This is a genomic window from Bacteroidia bacterium (assembly GCA_016218155.1).
In the GTDB taxonomy this organism is placed as follows: Bacteria; Bacteroidota; Bacteroidia; order Bacteroidales; family GWA2-32-17; genus GWA2-32-17.
Genome location: JACREQ010000102.1, coordinates 76,079 through 98,237, shown reverse-complemented (window position 1 = coordinate 98,237; position 22,159 = coordinate 76,079). Strand labels below are relative to the sequence as shown.

Here is a 22,159-nt window from a genome sequence, read left to right as displayed (position 1 = left end):
TTTAAAGCTTTGCGAAAATTAACATTGGCTTTATAATAAAGTTCGTTTCTTTTTAATGAGTCCTGTTCAAAAGGAACCATCAGGTTAACATATACATTGCCTATATTGTTATAACTTGTATAATATGATGGCATAACCTTAATAGATTTCTCATAAAACATTATACTGGAATCTGCTTTTTCTCGCAAGTTAGAAGGCATTTCTCCACGATTCAGGCAGTCATTTGCTTCACCAATAATTTGTGTTGCGATTAGCGCATTTGCTTTTGCCGAATTTTTAAGGTATTTTATATCGTGCCTATATAATGACATATGTGTATTCCAATCCGGATTTCGTGAAATTGTTTTAGCAGAGTAGGGGATTCCGATTATCAAGATGGGAATTAAAATTTTTATCCAATCCCTTCTAGAGATTCTTTCTTTAACAATTGTAAGATTTGTTATTTTCATAAATAAATATGCAATAGCCAGACAAAATCCCAATGATGCAGCATAAACATATCTCTCCGCCACAATACCCATAGCAGGTTTAAACAAATTAGAGAACAAGGAAATAGTAATCAGAAAATATAAAATTGCAAATGACAAAACTGTCCTTTTTTTAATTCCAAAAATGCTGTAAATAAAAAGAGTCAGATATATAACAATAGAAATAATAACCCACATATTTGTTACCGAAACTATTGGAATCATATTATACCCATAATAAAAAACCAATGGATGTGGGAATAGTAAAATTTTTATATAAAATAATAAAGATAAAAATCCCATAGGAATTTTATATTGAAGTGCATTATAAAAATACAATGGATTTTCGAAGAAAAATACATCTCTGTTTGGTGCCGGTAATATTGCTTTTGGAACAAAGCGGGCAGCAAACATAGCAATCAGTATAATCAAAAAGATTAATCCGATTTTTTTAATTGATGTTTTTCCATAAAAATACAATACTAAAGGAATTATTGCAACAAATACAATTGCGCTCGATTTTGAGAGATAAGCAAGAATATATGAGATTAAGGCAAATAATATGAATTTTATTTTGGAAGTATCTGCATATCTCATTATAAAAAATAATGAAATCACACAACCAAGAAAACTGAGTAATTCATCGCGGTTTTTTAAAGATGCCACTACTTCTGTATGTACTGGATGCAGGGTAAATAATACAACTGCAAAAAAAGCAAGTAATGGGCTATAAGAAGAAAAAAGTTTTTGTAGAATTTTGAAAAGAACTAAAACTGTTAAAGCGTATAACAATATATTAATAAAATGACTTACATGTGGATTTTGTTTGAAAAGCTGATATTCGAGAGCAAATGATGTTTTTACTACAGGTCTGTATTCATATCTTAATTTTCCTTCTGAATAAAATGTTGACCAGATACCTGGTATTGCTTTTATTCCACCTTCAATACGTTTATTGTTATATGAAACTAATTCGTCGTCTAATGAATAATGATTTGGAATTGTATTTCCGTACAGTATGAAACACAATGCAAAAAGAATTACATTTAGTAGACCAATATTGAAACCAGGAATTTTAACGTATGAAGAATTAACCATATTTTATGGTTTTATCGGTTATTATTTTGCTAAGATAAACAGAATTTTGTTTAATGAAATAAATTTACCCAAAACTGTTTATTTAAGTGTTATTTTAAAAACCAAGCCCCGGTCATTACAACCGGGGCTACCCTAAAAACCAACAGAATGAAACCCTAAAAAATGTTCTAAGAGTTTGAAAGTAATTGTTTTACTTTTTCAGAAATTATTTTTCCATCAACAGTACCGGCAAATCTTTTTGTAGCAACTCCCATAACTTTCCCCATTTCGGCAGGTGATTTTGCTCCGGTTTGTTCTATAATTTCTTTTAAAATAGTTGTAATTTCTTCGTCAGAAGGTGGTTTTGGCAGATACTGTTCTATTATTCCAGCTTCAAATAATTCTTTATCTGCTAATTCCTGACGATTATTTTTAGTGTAAATTTCTGCAGATTCTTTTCTCTGTTTAAAAAGTTTTTGAATAATAGAAAGTTCTTTTTCATGACTGATTTCTGAATTAGCACCTTCTGTTTTGGCTAAAAGCATAGCTGCTTTTATGCTTCTTAAAGCCTCAAGTTTTCCGCTTTCACGTGCAAGCATAGCAGCTTTAATATCGTTACTTATCTGATCAAATAGTGACATAGTTTTTTTATTTAATCAACGTTATCATGTAAATATGGATTATTCTCTTTTAGTTGAATACCATTTGCATTTTTTGAAATGGTATAATTTGATTTATCAGTAGAAGCTGAATAATTCTTATCTTCAACTGTAATTTGTTTTCTCATATATGCCGGGATATTCTCAAGCTGATCTACTTGCTCGGAATTGCTTAAATCAGTTAAAATATTTTTCTTGTCATTATTTGTTAATGAAGTTTCCGGCTTTGTCTCGATATTTAATTCAGCTTTAGATTCAGTTTGTTTAGGTTTAATCTCAAATTCAATTGATTTTTGAGATATAGATTGGTTAACAGCTTTTGGCTCTTCAATAGTTTGGTTAAGCACATTCTTAGTTTTTTCTTTTGGTGCTGAACCAAGTTCCGGAATAGAAGATGAGCTGAAACCGGTTGCAATAATTGTTACAGAAATTTTATTTCCAAGTGATGAGTCTTTACAACTACCTAGAATCATGTCTGCTTTTGATCCTGCAGCATCTTGTACGAAATCACTTATTTGTCCGATTTCATCCATAGTAACTTCACTTTCTCCTGAAGTAATATTTAGCAGAATGTTTTTAGCACCGCGAATTTCATTATTATTTAGAAGAGGTGATGCAAGAGCTTTTTTAATAGCTTCAAGTGCACGATTTTCCCCTTCTGCAAAACCTGTTCCCATTATCGCTACACCACTGTTACTCATAACTGTTCTAACATCTGCAAAGTCAACGTTTACATGACCTGGAACGGTTATTACTTCTGCAATTCCACGTGCGCCTATTGTTAAAACATCATCTGCTTTTGCAAAAGCTTCTGAAACAGGAAGGTCACCATAAATTTCTCGTAATTTCTCATTGTTTATAACAAGTAATGAATCAACATGTTCTTTTAATTCACGTAATCCTTCAATTGCCTGATTAAATCTGCGTGGACCTTCAAATCTGAATGGAATTGTTACAATGGCAACGGTTAGCAAACCTAATTCTTTTGCTGCTTTTGCAATTACAGGAGCAGCTCCTGTTCCGGTTCCTCCACCCATTCCAGCAGTAATAAATACCATTCTTGTATTATCAGAAAGCAAACTGTTTATTTCGTTTAAGCTTTCAATTGCAGCTTGTTTTCCTTGTTCCGGTAAGTTACCGGCACCTAGTCCTTCTGTTAATGTTTGTCCAAGCTGTATTTTGTTAGTAACCGGACTTTTTGCCAGTGCCTGCACGTCTGTGTTACAAACAACAAAGTCCACATCGCGAATACCTTGAATAAACATATGGTTAACAGCATTGCTGCCACCTCCGCCAACTCCTAGTACCTTTATTATAGAAGGTCTTTGGGTTGCGAATCCGAATTTTAATAAATCTTCTTCATTCATATTAATTTGGTTTTAGGGTTTTTAATTTATTCGTTGATTTTTGTGTCAGTATCATCAAATAGTGACGAAAGCTTTTCAAATAATTTATTTTTTCCGGATGAAATTTTAGATTCTTTTTTTACTTTTTCTTTCTTTTTTGGAGGTTCAATTTCTTCTTCTTCATCAAAGAAAAGATCAGGTTTTACTTTTGCTTCTACAACTTTTTCTTCAACAATTGGTTCTGCAAATGACGGAGTTCCACTTTTTCTCATTTCTTCCTCACCGATCATCATAAGACCAACACTAGTAGAGTACATAGGAGAATTTACATCTTCTTTTACGTCAGATGTTAAATATTGAATAGGGTAACCAATTCTGATTTCGTGACCTGTTTTAAAAGAAACAAGTTGAGGAAGGTTCTTTAACAAAGCACCACCACCTGTGAGCACTATGCCTGCACCTAGTCGATCTGCATAGCCAGAATTTTCGATTTGAAATTCTATTGCTCCAATAATTTCTTCCATTCTTGCCTGTAAAACATTTGCAAGACTTTTCTGGCTTATTTCTTTGGCATTTCTTCCACTAACACCAGGCACAGTAACTATTTCATCATCACCAGTTGCTTCTGCAAGTGCAGAACCAAATTGCATTTTAAGTTCTTCAGCATGTCTTTCCAGAATATTATAAGCAGATTTTACATCGCTTGTTAAAACATTTCCACCAAATGGTACAACTGCTGTGTGACTTATTGTTCCTTCGTAATAAATTGCAAGGTCAGTTGTGCCACCACCAATGTCAATAAGTGCTACACCAGCTTCTTTTTCATCTTCTGTTAAAACAGCAGATGATGATGCAAGTGGCTCAAGTACCAAACTTTTTAATCTTAACCCCGCTCTTTCAACGCAACGTTTAAGATTTTTAATATTCATTGTTTTGCCTATAACAATGTGAAAGTTACCTTCAAGACGTTTACCGCAAATTCCAATCGGTTTAACACCATTTTCTCCATCTACAGAATAGCTTTGTGGAAGTACATGAATTATTTCTTCGCCAGGTTCCAACCCTATTCTATATTGGTCTTGTGTTAAAAAGTCAACATCCTCGGCAGTGATTTCCTGATCGTAACTTGGTCTGTTTACATATCCTGAGTTTCTTATACATTTAATATTCTGACCGGCAATACCAACGTAAACATCAGTTACTTTTATTTGTGCTTTTTGTTCTGCAATTTCAACAGCAGCTTTGATACTGTTTACAGTTTCTTCGATGTTTAATACGTTTCCACGTTTAACGCCTTTTGATGGAGCTTTGCCAATTCCCAGAATTCGAAATTTGCCGTCGATTTCTTTTTTGCCAATGATAGCAACAATTTTTGTTGTTCCAATGTCAATAGCCGAAATAATGTCATTCAGTTGGTTCATAATCAATCTTTTTAGTGCAGACTACTTGGTTTTTATATTTTATATTTATTGTTTCATATTTATCCCAACCTTCTCGCGATAATCCAATTTGAATAAATGCTTTCAAGTTTTCAAATTTATCTTTAAGGTCGTCTGTGTTTCCTAATAATATTGTAAATCTTCCGATTTTTGGAACTAATTCAATTTCATTGTTTGAATTAATATATATTTGTTCAATTAATGAATTATAAAAGTCATTTGATTTTATGAATTTTGCTAATGCAAAAAGGTCATCTATAATAAATTTATTTAACAAAGAATCTTTTTCTTTAATTTGCTCAATGTTATTTTTATAATGAAGATTATATGGTTCTTTTATTGATCCGTTGGCTACTAAAACACGAGCTGTATATTTTTCAGATAAAGGAAATAAGGCACCTTCATTATCTATGTAATAGCTTTCGTTATTTTCATTTATAATTCTTAGTATAGGATTTCTCTGTTCAATGTCAATATGTAAAATCCCATCAAATGTAGTATAGGCTTCTGCTGATTTTACCGAAGGATGATTTGTTAATGCAGTTTCTATTTTATTTAGTGGAAATGCTTCAACATTGTTATCGATAATTTTAAATCCTTTCTGATTAAGTAATTCCTTTATGTCTTTTGCCTCAACAAAGCTATAACCTGTAGTATCAACAATTTGAATATCGATTTCTTTGCACTTTACTTTCTTAAGCTGTGAACTGGAAAAACCTAATGAAATAACCAATACTGCAATAAATATAGACCATATTGCAATAGAAATTATTTTTTTGATTAATCCTTTTTTCATATTAGCTTAAAATTATTTTTTTTATGGGGTTAACATATTGATCAATATCACCAGCTCCCATTGTTAAAAGTAACTGAGGTTTATTTTTTGAAATTATTTCCAAAACATCATTAATTGTGCACGATACTACTTTTGTGTTTTTTATCTTATTCTGTATTATTTTACTTGTTATTCCTTCTATGGGTAATTCTCTCGCAGGATAAATATCCAGTAAATACAATTCGTCAAGTAAAGATAAGGATGATGCAAATCCATCAACAAAATCGCGTGTACGAGTGAAAAGATGAGGTTGGAAAATGCCAGTAACTTTTTTATTTGGGTACACTTCTTTTACTGATGAAATAAATGCTTTTAACTCCTCGGGATGATGTGCATAATCATCAATGTAAATATTTTTAGAATTTGAAACCTGAATATCAAAACGTCTTTTTACCCCTTCAAATGTGGCTAATGCCGATTTAATATCTTCTGGTTTTATTCCTTCCCATAAACAGATTGATGCAGCAGCAACAATATTTTCAATGTTAAACATTCCGGTAATTCCAGGTGTAATATTTTCAATTTTACCCCATGGAGTATTTAAACAGAATGTAAACAATCCTTTGTTTAATGTTATATTTGAAATAGTGCAATCTGCTTTTTCTCTTACAGAATATGTTGCGATTTCTGCATTTATTGCAGGAGGAACAAATCCACTTTCTTTTTTATATAAAAGTTTGCCATTTGTTTTAATACATCTTGTGAAGTCTGAAAATGCTTCATTTACTTTTTCGAAACTTCCGTAAATGTCCAGATGATCTGCATCAACTGCTGTTATTATTGCGGCAGAGGGGGTAAGTTGAAGAAACGACCGATCATATTCATCTGCTTCAACAATGGCTGTTTTACAATTTTCTTGGTGAAGAAAATTTGTTTCATAATTTTTTGAGATACCACCTAAAAAAGCATTACAACCTGTTTTCGAATGAGTATAGATATGTGCAATACATGTAGAAATTGTTGTTTTTCCATGTGTGCCAGCTACAGCAATCGTTGAATATTCTTTAGTTATTTCACCAAGAATTTCGGCTCTTTTTTTAATATTAAAACCGTTATTTTTAAACCAGTTTAATTCTGTGTGATTTTGTGGAATCGCCGGTGTAATTATAACTAAGATATTTTCATTATTCGATCTATCCTTAAATACATCAGAAATTAATGAAATATTATCAGAATAATGTATACTAATCCCAGTTTTTTCAAGTTCAATACATAACTCGGTTTGAGTGCGGTCATATCCTTCTACAATGCAGCCACGAAGCTTAAAATACTTAGCTAAAGCGCTCATGCCAATGCCGCCAATACCTAAAAAATAAACATTATGTATATTGTTCAGATTCATTAAGGATGTGATTCTATTATTGAGATTATTTCATTGGCGATTTTTTCTGCAGAATTGGTTACAGCCATTTTTCCGCAATTATCGCGATAAACATTTATCAAAAACTCGTCTTTAAGTAATTTTATTACTTCGTCAACTAATTTCTCTGGAGCTTCTGCATCTGTTATCATCATTGCTGCATCATTCTTAAATAATGCCATTGCATTTTTAGTCTGATGATCTTCTGCAACATTTGGTGATGGAACTAAAATAGAGGGTTTTTTTACTATGCAAAGTTCTGATATTGTACTTGCACCAGCTCTAGAAATAACAACATCTGCAATAGAATATGCAAGATCCATTCTTGAAATAAAGTCAGCAACTTTTATTTCATCATTATTAAATTTTGATGCACTTTCTTTTGCTTTATAAAAGTAATCTTTACCAGTTTGCCATATTAGTTGTAATTTGTTATCTGCGATTTTATTCAATCCAGCCTCAATACTACTGTTAATTGTTTTTGCACCCAAACTTCCACCTATAACTAATATGGTTTTTTTATTTCCTTGTAATCCAAAATGTAAAAGTGCTTCTTCATGTTTTTTCCCTGTAGTGTCTATAAGATCTTGTCTAACTGGATTTCCTGTAAATACAATTTTTTCTTTCGGAAAGAATCTTTCCATATTGTCATATGCAACACAGACTTTATTTACTTTGTTACCGAGAATCTTATTTGTTACACCTGCAAATGAATTTTGTTCCTGAATGAGTGTTGGAATATTCATTCTTGTTGCAGCTCTTAAAATTGGACCTGAAGCAAAGCCACCAACACCAACGACTATATCCGGTTTAAATGATTTTATTATTTTTCTAGCTTTAATAATACTAACAAGAAGTTTGTAGAAAAAGGAAATATTCTGAAAAGTTAGTTTTCTTTGAAAACCTCTTACTGGTAATCCAATTATTTTATATCCTGCTGCAGGTACTTTTTCCATTTCCATTTTACCTTCGGCACCTACAAAAAGTATTTCGGTATTGCTATCTTTCTGTTTTAAAGCATTAGCTATAGAAATAGCAGGAAAAATATGTCCTCCTGTTCCTCCACCGCTAATAATTACCCTAAGATTTTGCTTCTGCATACTCATGTTCGGGAGTTTTAGTTACACTTTGACTTACGCTTAAAATAATTCCAAAAGCAGCACTTGTGAAAATTATTGATGTTCCACCCATGCTAACTAATGGCATAGTTTGTCCTGTTACGGGGAATAGATTTACTGCAACAGCCATGTTTATAAATGCCTGAAAGATGAGACTTAATGCCAGTCCCATTGATAGAAATGCAGCAAATGCACTTGATGACTTTCGGACTATAACCCCCGCTCGATAAAATAACAATATATAAAGGAAAATAATTCCAAACGGAATAAATATTCCATATTCTTCAATTATTATCGCAAAAATAAAGTCTGAATAAGGATGAGGCAGGAAGTTTCTTTGAGTACTGTTACCCGGTCCTTTCCCAAACAAACCACCAGTGGCAATAGCAATTTTTGATTGCTCAACCTGAAAATTTTCCTCACTCTGACCACTAACAAAGTTTTCAATTCTTTTTTTCCATGTGCCAATTCTACCTTGTTTTTGTTCAGGAAGATTTATTGCAATAAGAATAAAAATTATTAAACCTACAAGTCCAATTCCAATTACAGCAAGTATATATTTTATTTGTACTCTACCTAAAAATAACAAAATTAAAGAAGTTCCAAAAAGCATTGCTGCTGTTGAGAAGTTTGCCGGTAAAATTAATCCACACACTATAAGTATCCACACCATTATTGAACGGAATCCGGTTTTAAAATCTTTAATATTACCCTGGTTTTGTGCAAGAAAACGGGCTATATATAATATCAATGCAAACTTTGCAAAGTCTGAAGTCTGAAATGATATTCCTGTTCCTGGTAGAGTCATCCAACGCGAAGCTTCATTTAAATTGGTTCCTTTTATTAAGGTCCATGCCAATAATGGAATCGAGATATATAATAACAGCTTTGAGATTTTTAGATAAAAATTAAATGGAATTCTATGAGTAATGAAAATTATTACTAAACCAAGAAATAATAAACCACCATGTCTGGTTAAATAATAAAGTGTATTTCCATCCTGATATTTAAATGCAAGAGTTCCTGTTGAGCTGTATACTGCAAGAATTGAGACAATAGAAAGCAGGGCAATCACACCCCAAATGACTGCATCACCTCTAAATAATTTTGCAACAGCTTCTTTCATCTATTTAATATTATAAATCTCTAACAGCTCTTTTAAATTGTTTGCCTCTGTCTTCATAACTGTCGAATAAATCAAAACTAGCACAAGCAGGTGATAACAAAACAACATCACCTTCGTGGGCAAGATAGTACGAAGTTTTTATTGCTTCAGCCATAGATTTGGTTTCTACTTTTGGAATATCCAAACCTTCAAATGCTTTTAAAATTTTTGAATTATCGGTACCAAGACAAACTATAGCTTTTACTTTTGCTTTTACTAAAGCATTAAGCTGACTATAATCATTGCCTTTGTCAACTCCACCAACAATCCACACAAGTGGTTTTTTCATGCTTTCTAAAGCATACCATGTAGAATTGACATTTGTTGCTTTTGAGTCATTTATAAACTCGATACCACGCACTTTCAGAACTTTTTCTAATCTGTGTTCAACAGCCTGAAAATCCATCAGACACTCGCGAATTACATCTTTGCGAATTCTTAATAAATGCGCTGCTATACCTGCTGCAAGCGAATTGTACTGATTGTGTTTTCCTTGTAAAGCTAATTCTTGTATTGACATGTTAAAGGGGTTATTATTTAGGTTAATTTTTAATTCGTTTTCATGAACATATCCACCATTATCTATTTCTTTTGTTATTGAAAATGGTATAAGTTGTGATTTAAGATTTCTTTTTTGTAGTTCTTTTAAAATAACTTCGTCATCAATGCAGTATATGAAAATATCGTTTTCAGTTTGGTTTTGTGTTATCCGGAATTTGCTGTCAATATAATTTTGAAATTCATAATTATATCTATCTAAATGGTCCGGTGTTATATTTAAAAGAATAGCTATGTCTGCTTTAAATTTATGCATCTCATCAAGTTGGTAACTACTTAATTCCAGAACATAGTATTCAAAATTCTTTTCAGCAACTTCAAGTGCGAAACTAGTACCAACATTTCCGGCAACACCTACATTTAATCCTGCTTTTTTAAGTATATGATACAATAATAGTGTTGTTGTTGTTTTTCCATTACTGCCTGTTATGCATATTGTTTTGGCTGAAGTGTAACGTGAGGCAAATTCAATGTCAGAAACAATAGAAATACCTTTGTTACGAATAGCTTTAATTATTTCTGCTTTTTCAGGAATGCCTGGACTCTTGATAATTTCTGAAGCAGTTAAAATCTTATCATATGAATGTCCACCTTCTTCAAATGGAAGATCATATTTTTTTATTAACTCATGATATTTCTGTTTAATATTTCCATTATCACTAATGAAAACGTCAAAACCTTTCATGCGTGCCAATACCGCCGAACCTATTCCGCTTTCTCCTGCTCCTAATATGACAATTAATTCTTTCACTATCTCAATTTTAATGTAACAATTGTTATAACAGCTAACATAATGGCAATAATCCAGAAACGAGTTACTATTTTTGGTTCAACATAGCCTTTCTTTTGATAATGATGATGAAGTGGAGCCATTTTAAATAATCTTCTTCCTTCACCAAATTTGCGTTTTGTATATTTAAAATATCCTACCTGCATCATTACCGATAAATTTTCAACAAAGAAAATTCCACACAGAATTGGTAACAATATTTCTTTTCTAATTAGAATTGCAAATACAGCAATTATTCCGCCTATTGCTAAGCTTCCGGTGTCACCCATAAATACCTGAGCAGGGTAGGAGTTATACCACATAAATCCGACTGTAGCACCAATAAACGCACTGGCATATACCACCATTTCACCAGAATATGGGATATACATTATGTTAAGATAATCGGCAAAAATTATATTTCCAGAAACGTATGCAAGAATTCCAAGGGTTGTTCCAATTATTGCTGAAACACCAGTGGCCAGACCATCTAAACCGTCAGTCATATTAGCACCATTTGAAACGGCTGTAACAATAAAAATTACAGCTAAAACAAAAACTACCCAGACCCATTGTTTTCTGGCTGTTTCACTTAAAAATCCAAGTATATATTCGTAGTCAAATTCATTGTTTTTTAAAAATGGAATGGTTGTTTTTGTCGATTTTGTATCGTTTGCTTCCATGTATACAGCACGACTTTCAAATGCATTCGTAGATTGTGTTATTTCAGTTGATGGTTCTACAATGTTTGCACTTGCCTTTTCACGTATAACAATATCATCGCTAAAGTATATTGTTAAACCCAGAATTAAACCTAAGCTAACTTGACCTAAAATTTTAAATTTCCCTTTTAATCCCTGTTTGTTGTGTTTAAATACTTTTATATAATCGTCAAGAAAGCCCATTAATCCTAGCCATACTGTTGTTACTAACAGGATGATAATATATATGTTATGAATTTTAGCAAATAATAGTGTAGGAATAATAATGGATCCAAGAATTATAACACCGCCCATTGTTGGGGTTCCTTGTTTTTGTAATTGACCTTCAAGTCCAAGATCTCTTACAACTTCTCCAATTTGTTTTTTCTGTAAGAAACGAATTATTTTTTTACCGAAAAGCAATGAAATAATTAATGATGTTATCAGAGCCATTGCTGACCTGAATGAAATATAATGGAAAACCCCGGCACCGGGAAAATCTATTTTATCTAAATATGAAAATAAGTAATATAGCATACTATTTCTTTTCTTTAAAAATTTCTTTTACAACTTCCCTATCATCAAAATGGGTTTTTACTCCGTTAATTTCCTGATAAGTTTCATGACCTTTTCCTGCAATCAGAATCATATCTCCTTTTGTTGCAAATTGACATGCGGCACGAATTGCTTCACGGCGGTCAATAATTGTCAATACTTTCTTAGATAATTCAGCATCAAGACCTGTCTTCATGTCTGCAATAATATTTTCCGCTAATTCACTGCGTGGATTATCTGCTGTTAGAATAACTTTATCACTTAGCTCTGCACTTACTTTTGCCATTACAGGACGCTTTGTTTTATCACGATTTCCGCCTGCTCCAACTACTGTTATAATTTTATTGTCTTTTTTTACAAGTAGTTTTATTGTTTGTAATACATTTACAAGTGCGTCGGGAGTATGTGCATAGTCAACAACTGCAGTACACCCATCAGATGAAGTAAAATATTCAAAACGACCATCTACAGCAGTTAAATCGCTTAGCTCTAACATTATTTTTTCTTTATCTGCATTAAGTAATATTGCTGTTGAATATATTGCCAGAATGTTACTTGCATTAAATTTTCCTATTAATCTTGTCCACATTTCTGTGTTGTTAATATTTAACAACATGCCATCAATATGACTCTCCAGAATTGCTGCATTAAAATCTGACATCGAATGAAGCGAATATGTTTTAATATTTGCTTTTGTATTTTGAGTCATTACTTTTCCGTTCTTGTCGTCAGCATTAGTTAGAGCAAAAGTGTTTACAGGTAAATTGTCGAAGAATTTCTTTTTTACTGATAAATATTCTTCAAATGTTTTGTGATAATCTAAATGATCATGTGTCAGATTTGTAAACACACCGCCAGAAAAATTTATACCATTTATTCTATGTTGAGCTATTGAATGTGAACTTACTTCCATAAAGCAATATCTGCAACCGGCTTCAACCATTTTATACATTAGTTTCTGAATCTGAACTGCATCAGGGGTTGTATGTGTGCTATCAAAAGATTTAGAGTCTACATAATTAACTACAGTAGAAATTAATCCTGAACGGTGACCCATTCTGCGAAATAATTTATATAACAATGTAGCGATTGTTGTTTTACCATTTGTACCTGTTATTCCAACAACTTTCAATTTTGAAGACGGATTATCATAATATGAAGCTGCTATTGGTCCTGCAAGTAAAGTTGTATCACCTACTTTTACGTAAGTGATTTCAGGTTTTGTTTCAGCTGGAATATCCTCACAAATAATAGCTTTTGAACCGCCTTTGATTACCTGATCTATAAAACTATGTCCATCAACCTGTGCTCCACGAATTGCAATAAATATTGAGTTATTTGTTACAAAACGCGAATCGATGTAAATTTTATACACAGAAACATCAGGATTACCAACTATTTGGATAACCGGAATGTTTTGCAATATTTCAGATAATTTTTTCACTTTAACCTAATTCAATAGTTATTGTTTGACCATTATATGTTTTTGTCCCAGCTGGAATAGACTGAGATTTTATTATTCCTTTTCCTGTTGGTTTAACTTGTAATCCGCAATTCTCAAGTAAAAACAGTGCATCTCGCAATCCCATTCCTATAACATTAGGCACCTGATTTGGTTTTACACTTGTGTTTTTAAGAATTATTCCTTTTTGATTTCCTGTAACTGCCACCCAATCAGAAGTGATTGAGGTAGTTCTTGCAGATATTCCAATATTTTTATATAAGTATTCCAAATCTTGTTTATTTCCGTTTTTTGCAATCGGAAAATTGCTAGTAAGTGTTGATGCGATATTTAATGGTTTATGAATATCAATACTTGTAGCATAAACTTTGTCTGAAATCTCTTTAAAAACCGGACCTGCTACTGCACCACCATAATATGCACCTGTTGTTTTAAAATCAGGATCATTTATTACAACAATGCAACTATATTTAGGATTATCTGCTGGAAAATATCCTACAAATGAAGCTTTATAACTTAAATCTTTATATCCGCTCTTACCTTTTGCAACCTGTGCTGTTCCTGTTTTTCCGGCTATTTTATATAATGGACTTCTTAAGCTTTTTGCAGTTCCATTTTCAACAACACTTTCTAACATTATCTTTAGCTTTTTAAGTGTTTCGTTTGAGCAAATAGATGGTACAATAATTTCAGCAGGATATTCTTTAATTGTTTCACCGCGAAATTTAAGAGCTTTTACTAGTTTTGGTTTTACCATTCTGCCATTATTCGCAACTGCATTGTAAACTGTTAGAATTTGAAGTGGGGTTAATCTTATTTCGTATCCAACAGAAATCCAGGGTAACGATATTCCTGACCATGTTGAATCTGATGGATCTTTTACGAAAGGCATGCCTTCACCTTTAATATCTAATCCAAGTTTTTCGTTTAATTTTAATTTGTAAATTCTGTCAATAAAGCGATGTGGTTCTTTAGAAAAATAATGTGATATTATTTTTGATACTCCTACATTTGATGAAACTGCAAATACATCTTTTGCTGAAATATTGCCATAACCACCTTCATGAGAGTCTTTCATTTTTGATCCATAAAATACAGCAATACCGTTACCTGTATTTATTGTATCGTCTAGTTCAATAAAGCCTTCTTCAAGGGCTGCCAGCATTGATATTAACTTAAATGTAGATCCAGGTTCTGAACTTTCTCCAATTGCATAATTGTAGTTGTCGGCATAACCTGTTGGGTCTGTCTCTGTTTTTTCAAGATTTGCAATAGCCTTAATTTCTCCTGTTTCAACTTCCATTAATATTGCGCATCCATGGTGAGCATTGTTAGCAACAAGCTGTTTTAATAGTGCGTTTTGTGCTACGTCCTGTAAGTTTATATCGATAGTGCTGAATACGTCATAACCGTCCTGAGGTTCAACTTCGTTGCCGTTATTAACTGGCATCCAAATGTTTCCTGCAAGTTTCTGCATTAATTCTACACCTTGTTTTCCCCTCAGATATTGATCGAAAGCACCTTCAATCCCAACAACTACTCTTTCTTTTGTTACGTAACCGATTGTTCGTGAAGCTAACATGCCAAATGGCTTGGCTCTTCTGCTTGTTTGAATTGCAATAAATCCACCTTTATTTTTTCCTAATTTGAAAATAGGAAATTCTTTCATTTTTTTAAGTTCTGAATATGTAACTTTTCTTTTTATTAATTGATATCGACTTCCTGTTTGATATGCAAGTTTTAGAATGGATTTGTATTCTGCAGCAGTTTTATCACCAAAAAGATTCGCTAAACAAATAGATAGTGAATCAACATTTGCTCTGAAAAATTCTTTTTTTATTCCCTCGGCTTTAGTGTCAAATCTTATTTCGTATAAAGGAACTGAGCTTGCAAGAACCCTACCGTCGCCTGAGTAAATCTCTCCGCGCATAGGTTCAATAATTATATCTTTTTTTGTAAGTTCGCTGGCTTTTGATTTCCACTTATTGCCTTCAACAACTTGTATATAAAGAATTCTGCCCATGATAATAATAGCAAAACCTCCCATTAAAATATAAAGGAGTGCCATTCGCCATAATATATCTTTGCGCAGTTCTGCCATTTATTCTTTTTCTTTTACTATTATTTTTTTTGGTGGGTCTATTGATTCTGAAAGTCCCAGTTGATTTGTTGTAACTAATTTCACAACTTCACTTTGTTGACTTAGTTGCATTAGTTCTGATGTTACTGATATTTGTTCAGCTCTTAATTCTTTTAATTCGGTTTTTAGTGTTTCTGTATTTCTGACAATTTTTTCTGCAGCATATCTGTTGGCAATAAAAGCTATTGCGATTAATGTTAAGAAAAGAACAAATGGAAATTGTTTTCGAAGAATTTCTTTAGAAAGTAATGTTCCGTCCATTAAGGCTCTGAAAGGATTGGAGCGTGAATTCTTCTGCTCTTCCTTGTTAGAGTTTTCTGAAACATTAGTTTCTTCTGTTACTTTATTTTCAATATTTTCTTTTTCCTCAGTCATTTTTAATTGCAATTCTTAGTTTTGCACTTCTTGCTCTAGAGTTTTGATTTATTTCTGTTTCGTTAGGAATAATTACTTTGTTATTAAATACTTTAAAAGGTAATCTATTAATATTTCCAAACACATCGCTCTCAGTTTTTCCCTCAAAGTTTCCAGATCTCATAAAATTCTTAACCAACCTGTCTTCTAATGAGTGATATGTTAGGATTACTAACCTACCGCCTGATATTATCATTTCTGGAGTTTGTTCTAACATTTCGCGCAATGCTTCCATTTCGGCATTTACTTCAATTCTTAATGCCTGAAAAACTTTTGCTAAAAATTTGTGTTCGAAGCCTTTGGGAGTGAGAGGTAAGAGTGCCTTGCATAAATCAAAAGTCGTTTCAATAGTCTTTGCATTACGGGCTTTTACTATTAATCCTGCTACCTGATGAGCATTCCGAATTTCGCCATATTCATAAAGAATATTTGATAATTTTTCGGGTGCCAGTGTGTTAACAAGATGTGCTGCGGTTAGTTTTGCCGATGTGTTCATTCTCATATCTAACAAGCCTTCACTTCTAAATGAAAAACCTCTTTCTGTTTTATCGAAATGATTTGACGAAACACCTAAGTCTGCAAAAATTCCGTTAACTTTTTCAAAACCCAGATACAACAAAAAATTTTTAAAGAACCTGAAATTCCCCTGCACAAAAACAAAGCGTTCATCTTTAATTGCATTTTGCTTTGCATCTTCATCCTGGTCGAATGATATTAACTTTCCTCCCTTTAATTTTTTTAATATTTCACCGGAATGTCCACCACTGCCAAATGTTAGGTCAACATAAATTCCTTCCGGATCGATATTTAAACCTTCAATACTTTCATTTAAAAGAACGGGAGTATGGTATTCTGTCATTCTTCATTATTGTTCAATGGTCCACCAAGAATTTTTTCAGCTAATGATGCAAAATCGTCTTCGTTCATACTGCCACTTTCATAAATTGCTTTATCTAAAACTAAAATTCTTCCATCTTGTCCGGCAAGTACTACATCTCCGGTAATAATTCCAGCCCATTCGAGTAATCTTCTGGGAACAAGCATTCTATTGTTGGCATCAAGTATAATTTCTGCAGTGCCCTTATAAAATTCTCGTAAAAACTTGTTATGGTCTCTGTTGTAAGGGTTAATGCGGCTTCTTAACATTTTAACCTGTCTTTCCCATTCGTCCATAGGGTAAAGAACAAGGCACTTTTCGAAAATATCTTTTTTTACCACAAACCTGTCCTGAACGGTACCACCCATCTGTTTTTTAAAGGCAGAAGGAAGCATGATTCGCCCTTTGGAATCTGCTTTGCAAGGATAATCGCCTATAAACGTGGTCATAGCATTGTGAGATTAGAATTTTCAAAAATAAAAAAACTTTTCCCACTTTTTACCAAAATTTACCACAATTTCCCACAATGTTGATAACTTTTTAATCACCAAAAATTATTGATTGATTATCAGCTGATTGTAAGGGTGAGCTTTTTCTTGAAAAACAAAGTTCATTTTTATGAAGTAAATTTTTGTTTGATTACCTTTGAATTTGCCAAAGAATAATTAATAGTGATTTTTAATGCAGGAAAAGAGACGAGATAATGAAGCGGTAAAGATTGATGTTGAGGCTATTATTAAGGGGAAAAGTCCTCGAATGGCCAAAGCATTACCAAAATTTCTAATTCGTTACATTAAAAGAATATTACATCAGGAAGAAATTAATCGTTTTCTTGAGGAGAATAAGAACTTGTATGGAATTGATTTTGTTCGTGCAGTTCTCAAACTTTTTAGTATAACTCAGGAAGTAATAGGAATTGAAAATATTCCTAAAGACAAAAACTATCTTTTTATTGCAAATCATCCTCAGGGTGCAATTGATAGTATGTGTATGATAGATATTGTTTACGAAAATTTTGGTGAAACTCGCTTTATGGTTAATGATGTTTTGTTAAACCTTAAAAATTATGATCCTATTTTTGTTCCAATAAATTTATTTGGTGCTCAAAGTAAAGATGCAGTTAGAAAATTTGATGAAGTTTTTCAAAGTCCTTTTCAGGTTCTTTTTTATCCTGCAGGTTTGGTATCAAGGAAAATTAAAGGACAAATATTAGATCCCGAATGGAAAAAAAGTTTTATTAACCTTGCAATAAAACATAAACGTGATATTGTGCCAGTTTATATTCAGGCGAGAAATTCGGATTTTTTTTACAGGCTGGCTAGAATTAGAAAATTCTTTGGAATAAAAGCAAATATTGAGATGTTTTACTTACCAAATGAAATGTATAAACAAACTGGAAAGAAATTCACTTTAGTTTTTGGTCAACCTGTTTCTTATCTGTCATTTGACAAAACATATAGTTCAGCTTATTGGGCATCAAAAATGCAGAAATTGGTATATTCACTTAAGGAGAAAATTGTATGACACAGCACTTGATGAAACGAATTATTCCTCCGGTTTCTGTAAAATTAATTAGGACGGAATTAACACAGGATAAGTTTATTCGTCATTCGAATTATGGGAATAATCAAATATTTTCTGTTAATGCTAACAACTCGCCTAATATAATGTTAGAAATCGGCAGATTAAGAGAGTTAGCTTTTAGAAATGCTGGTGGTGGAACAGGAGAGGAGATTGATACTGACGAATGTGATTATGGTGAAAAGTCATATCAACAACTTATTGTTTGGGATCCAAAAAGAAAAGAAATTTTAGGTGGCTACAGATACATTCTTGGAAAAGAAGCACCTGTTGATTCAAATGGTAAAATTGTACTTTCAACATCATCACTTTTTAATTTCTCAGAAAAATTTTTGAAAGAATATATGCCATATACGATTGAGCTTGGAAGATCTTTTGTTCAACCAAATTATCAGTCAACAAATGCTGGGCGAAAAGGATTGTTTGCTCTGGATAATCTTTGGGACGGTTTGGGTGCTTTAACTATAATCCATCCCGATCTTAAGTTTTTCTTTGGAAAAGTAACAATGTATCCCGATTTTAATCGTAAAGCCCGTGATATGATATTGTTTTTTCTAAAAAAATATTTTACTGATACAGAAAATCTGGTTACTCCGATAATTCCTATTAAAGTTGAAACTTCTGATGATGAAATGGAGAAATTTTTTTCCGGAAAAGATTATCAGGAAAATTATAAAATACTGTCTCAAAATGTGCGGGCTTTAGGTGAAAATATTCCACCATTAATAAATTCATATATGAGTTTATCGCCAACAATGAAAACATTTGGAACAGCAATAAATTCTCATTTTGGCGAAGTAGAAGAAACCGGTCTTATTGTTACAATAAAGGATATTTATAATGTAAAAAAAGATCGCCATATTTTAACTTTTAAATTAGCAAACAGGGTTTTCAGAATCTAAAGTATTAGGAGAAGATTTCGTTAAAAATATTTATAGAAATTTTAACTTTGACAAAAATATAAATCAATAACTAAAAAAAATAATTTCATGGCACTAGAAAAAAGACTGTTCGATGGTAAAACATTAGGAATTTTAACAGGTGGTGGCGATACTCCGGCACTAAATGCAAGTATTGAAGCAATTAAAAGCCGTGCTTCTGTTCTTGGATATAAAGTATATGGTATTAGAAAAGGATGGAAGGGTTTACTTGGAGATGGCGATATTGTTGATTTAAGTCTTCAACCTTATGATGGCGTTTATGGCGGTACTGCACTTAGAAGCAGTAGAACTAACCCGTTCGGTGGTTCTGGTAATAGTCGCGTTGGCGAAATAATGAATAATCTTAAACGATATAAAATTGACGTTTTGGTTACTATTGGTGGTGACGATACAAATGGTGCTGCTAAAAAATTATATGAACAAGAAGGTATTCCTGTAATTGGTTTTCCAAAAACAATAGACAATGATTTAAAAACAAAAACAATTCATAATTATAACGGACATTTAATTGAAGGCGTTGTTTGTCCCGGATTCCCATCTGCAGCTAAAGGAGTTGCTGAATTTACTACAAGATTAGCAACAACTGCTGAATCTCATTCCAGAATTATTGTTTTAGAAGTTATGGGTAGAGATGCAGGTTGGCTTACAGGAGCAGCAATGATGGGTGGTGCAGAGATTTCTCTTATTCCAGAAATTCCAATCACTAAAGAAAAAAAGGAAGAGTTTTTTGCAAAAGTTAATGAAGCATATCTGCGTTCCAAGAAAAATTATTTAATTGTTGCAGTTTCTGAAGGTACACGCTGGTATCAAGATAAACTAGACAAAGTAGATGTTGTTTATGCTTCAAGTGAAGTTGATGAATACGGACATCCTCGTTTTGGTGGTATTAGTGGTGTAATTGCAAGTGAAATTGAAAAGAAAGTTGGAATTCAGGCACGTGCACAAAATGTTGGATATTATGCTCGTTCCGGAGAATGCAGAAATTACGATAAAAAATTTGTAGGAGTGCTTGCTGATAAAGTTGTAGATTTGTTACTACGCGAGGATTATGGAAGAATGCCTGTAATGTCAAAATTATCTACTTTCCAGGAAATAGAAGAATATCATATGGATACAATTGATATGGGAAAAATTGGTAATCAACCATTACCATTCGATTATTTTGATAAAGAAGAATACCATTTCAATGAAAAGTATATGGACTTTTTATCTTATTTTATTGATAAACCAAAATCAATAAGATTTGATTATAATTTCCCTAAAGTAAAACCAATGTATTAATTTAAATAGAATGTCACTCTGAGGTTCTCGAAGAGTGAGGAATTGTCATCCTTCGAGAGTACTTCGTCAGACTTAGTGCAAGCCCTCAGGATGACTCTTGTAATAACATGAGTTTCGCTTTGTTTTATGAAATTATAAATAATTTACTTTGTTATTAAGAAAACCTTAAAATATAATAATATGTACAATAATTATCAGGCATTTTTACAAAAGGAATTAGATCAGATTAAAGAAGCTGGTTTATATAAAAACGAAAGAATTCTTGTTGGTCCACAAGGTGCAGAAATAAAAATAAGTACTGGCAAAACAGTATTAAATTTTTGTGCAAACAACTATTTAGGTTTATCAAATAACAAAGTGCTAATAGAAGCAGCAAAAAAAGCATTAGATAGCCATGGATATGGAATGTCGTCTGTAAGGTTTATCTGCGGAACTTCTGATATTCATAAAACATTAGAGAAAAAGATTGCAGAATTTTTTGGAACAGATGATACTATTTTATATGCAGCTTGTTTTGATGCAAACGGTGGAGTTTTTGAACCTCTTTTTGGAGAAGAAGATGCTATTATTTCTGATTCATTAAACCATGCTTCAATTATTGATGGTGTTCGTCTTTGTAAAGCTGTTAGATACAGATATGAGAATGCTGATTTGGCTGATCTTGAAAAACAACTTCAGCTTGCACAGGCTCAACGTTTCCGTGTGATTGTTACAGACGGTGTTTTCTCGATGGACGGAAATGTAGCTCCACTTGATAAAATTGTAGTTCTTGCCGAAAAATACAACGCACTTATAATGGTTGATGAATCACATTCTGCAGGTGTGGTTGGAAAAACAGGGCGTGGTGTTACCGAAGAATTTAATTGCCGTGGTAAAGTTGATATTTTTACCGGAACATTAGGCAAAGCATTTGGCGGAGCAATTGGTGGATTTACCACAGGTCGTCAGGAAATAATAGACATGTTAAGACAACGCTCACGTCCGTATTTATTTTCAAATTCTATTCCTCCTGCTGTTGCTGCTGCAGGTATTGCAATGGTAGATATGATGAATTCAACATCTCAGCTTCAGGATAAACTTCATTTCAATGTGAAATATTTTGGAGAAAAAATGCAGAAAGCTGGTTTCGATTGTAAACCTACACAATCTGCAATTATAGCTGTTATGTTATATGATGCAAAACTTTCTCAGGAGTTTGCTGCTAAACTTTTAGAAGAGGGTATTTATGTTATAGGATTTTATTTTCCTGTTGTTGCAAAAGGAAAAGCAAGAATTCGCGTACAGCTTTCAGCTGCTCATGAAGTAGAGCATTTAGATAAATGCCTTGCAGCATTTACAAAGGTTGGAAAAGAATTGGGAGTTATTAAATAAGATATACTTGTTGTAAATAAACACATAGGAGTTACAGCCTCAG

At 32.5% G+C, this 22,159-nt stretch carries 19 protein-coding genes; 4 read left to right on the top strand and 15 right to left on the bottom strand.

The features are described 5' to 3' along the window. The 15 genes from HY951_16395 to HY951_16325 form a co-directional block, all read right to left on the bottom strand. Positions 1–1,565: glycosyltransferase family 39 protein (locus HY951_16395; protein ID MBI5541641.1), on the bottom strand; the 1,565-nt coding region annotated here is incomplete at its 3' end. A gap of 167 nt (positions 1,566–1,732) precedes the next feature. Further along, complete coding sequence (locus tag HY951_16390) at positions 1,733–2,185, bottom strand: GatB/YqeY domain-containing protein (GenBank protein MBI5541640.1); 453 nt, start codon at positions 2,183–2,185, stop codon at positions 1,733–1,735. A gap of 11 nt (positions 2,186–2,196) precedes the next feature. Then, positions 2,197–3,570 (bottom strand): cell division protein FtsZ, encoded by a 1,374-nt coding sequence (gene ftsZ, locus HY951_16385; protein ID MBI5541639.1) that lies wholly within the window; start codon positions 3,568–3,570, stop codon positions 2,197–2,199. 26 nt (positions 3,571–3,596) lie between these two features. Continuing rightward, positions 3,597–4,970 (bottom strand): cell division protein FtsA, encoded by a 1,374-nt coding sequence (gene ftsA / locus HY951_16380; GenBank protein MBI5541638.1) that lies wholly within the window; start codon positions 4,968–4,970, stop codon positions 3,597–3,599. After that, complete coding sequence (locus HY951_16375; GenBank protein MBI5541637.1) at positions 4,954–5,784, bottom strand: hypothetical protein; 831 nt, start codon at positions 5,782–5,784, stop codon at positions 4,954–4,956. The genes ftsA and HY951_16375 overlap by 17 nt, the downstream gene beginning before the upstream one ends. A gap of 1 nt (position 5,785) precedes the next feature. Then, positions 5,786–7,165 carry a UDP-N-acetylmuramate--L-alanine ligase gene (locus HY951_16370; protein ID MBI5541636.1) on the bottom strand — a complete coding sequence of 460 codons (1,380 nt, stop codon included), beginning with the start codon at positions 7,163–7,165 and terminating at the stop codon, positions 5,786–5,788. Further along, positions 7,165–8,289 (bottom strand): undecaprenyldiphospho-muramoylpentapeptide beta-N-acetylglucosaminyltransferase, encoded by a 1,125-nt coding sequence (gene murG, locus HY951_16365; GenBank protein MBI5541635.1) that lies wholly within the window; start codon positions 8,287–8,289, stop codon positions 7,165–7,167. The genes HY951_16370 and murG overlap by 1 nt, the downstream gene beginning before the upstream one ends. Continuing rightward, positions 8,264–9,427: an FtsW/RodA/SpoVE family cell cycle protein gene (locus HY951_16360; GenBank protein ID MBI5541634.1), complete on the bottom strand. Its 1,164-nt coding sequence runs from the start codon at positions 9,425–9,427 to the stop codon at positions 8,264–8,266. Before HY951_16360 ends, murG begins: the two co-directional genes overlap by 26 nt. Before the next feature lie 10 nt (positions 9,428–9,437). Next, entirely contained in the window at positions 9,438–10,778 is a 1,341-nt protein-coding gene (gene murD / locus HY951_16355) for a UDP-N-acetylmuramoyl-L-alanine--D-glutamate ligase (protein MBI5541633.1), read from the bottom strand. Next, positions 10,775–12,031 (bottom strand): phospho-N-acetylmuramoyl-pentapeptide-transferase, encoded by a 1,257-nt coding sequence (locus tag HY951_16350; protein ID MBI5541632.1) that lies wholly within the window; start codon positions 12,029–12,031, stop codon positions 10,775–10,777. Before HY951_16350 ends, murD begins: the two co-directional genes overlap by 4 nt. 1 nt (position 12,032) lies before the next feature. Further along, entirely contained in the window at positions 12,033–13,493 is a 1,461-nt protein-coding gene (locus HY951_16345; protein ID MBI5541631.1) for a UDP-N-acetylmuramoyl-L-alanyl-D-glutamate--2,6-diaminopimelate ligase, read from the bottom strand. 1 nt (position 13,494) lies between these two features. Then, positions 13,495–15,612: a transpeptidase family protein gene (locus HY951_16340; protein ID MBI5541630.1), complete on the bottom strand. Its 2,118-nt coding sequence runs from the start codon at positions 15,610–15,612 to the stop codon at positions 13,495–13,497. Then, complete coding sequence (locus tag HY951_16335; GenBank protein ID MBI5541629.1) at positions 15,613–16,026, bottom strand: hypothetical protein; 414 nt, start codon at positions 16,024–16,026, stop codon at positions 15,613–15,615. Then, positions 16,019–16,924: a 16S rRNA (cytosine(1402)-N(4))-methyltransferase RsmH gene (rsmH, locus tag HY951_16330; protein MBI5541628.1), complete on the bottom strand. Its 906-nt coding sequence runs from the start codon at positions 16,922–16,924 to the stop codon at positions 16,019–16,021. The genes HY951_16335 and rsmH overlap by 8 nt, the downstream gene beginning before the upstream one ends. Continuing rightward, positions 16,921–17,391: a division/cell wall cluster transcriptional repressor MraZ gene (locus HY951_16325; GenBank protein MBI5541627.1), complete on the bottom strand. Its 471-nt coding sequence runs from the start codon at positions 17,389–17,391 to the stop codon at positions 16,921–16,923. Before HY951_16325 ends, rsmH begins: the two co-directional genes overlap by 4 nt. Before the next feature lie 232 nt (positions 17,392–17,623). On the opposite strand from HY951_16325, the gene HY951_16320 reads away from it, so the two are divergent. The 4 genes from HY951_16320 (at position 17,624) to kbl (ending at position 22,116) form a co-directional block, all read left to right on the top strand. Further along, positions 17,624–18,466 carry a 1-acyl-sn-glycerol-3-phosphate acyltransferase gene (locus HY951_16320; GenBank protein MBI5541626.1) on the top strand — a complete coding sequence of 281 codons (843 nt, stop codon included), beginning with the start codon at positions 17,624–17,626 and terminating at the stop codon, positions 18,464–18,466. 11 nt (positions 18,467–18,477) lie between these two features. Then, entirely contained in the window at positions 18,478–19,425 is a 948-nt protein-coding gene (locus HY951_16315; protein MBI5541625.1) for a GNAT family N-acetyltransferase, read from the top strand. An 87-nt stretch (positions 19,426–19,512) separates the two neighbouring features. After that, positions 19,513–20,745 (top strand): 6-phosphofructokinase, encoded by a 1,233-nt coding sequence (locus HY951_16310; GenBank protein MBI5541624.1) that lies wholly within the window; start codon positions 19,513–19,515, stop codon positions 20,743–20,745. Between the two features lie 180 nt (positions 20,746–20,925). Continuing rightward, positions 20,926–22,116 (top strand): glycine C-acetyltransferase, encoded by a 1,191-nt coding sequence (gene kbl / locus HY951_16305; GenBank protein ID MBI5541623.1) that lies wholly within the window; start codon positions 20,926–20,928, stop codon positions 22,114–22,116. Positions 22,117–22,159 lie beyond the last annotated feature (43 nt).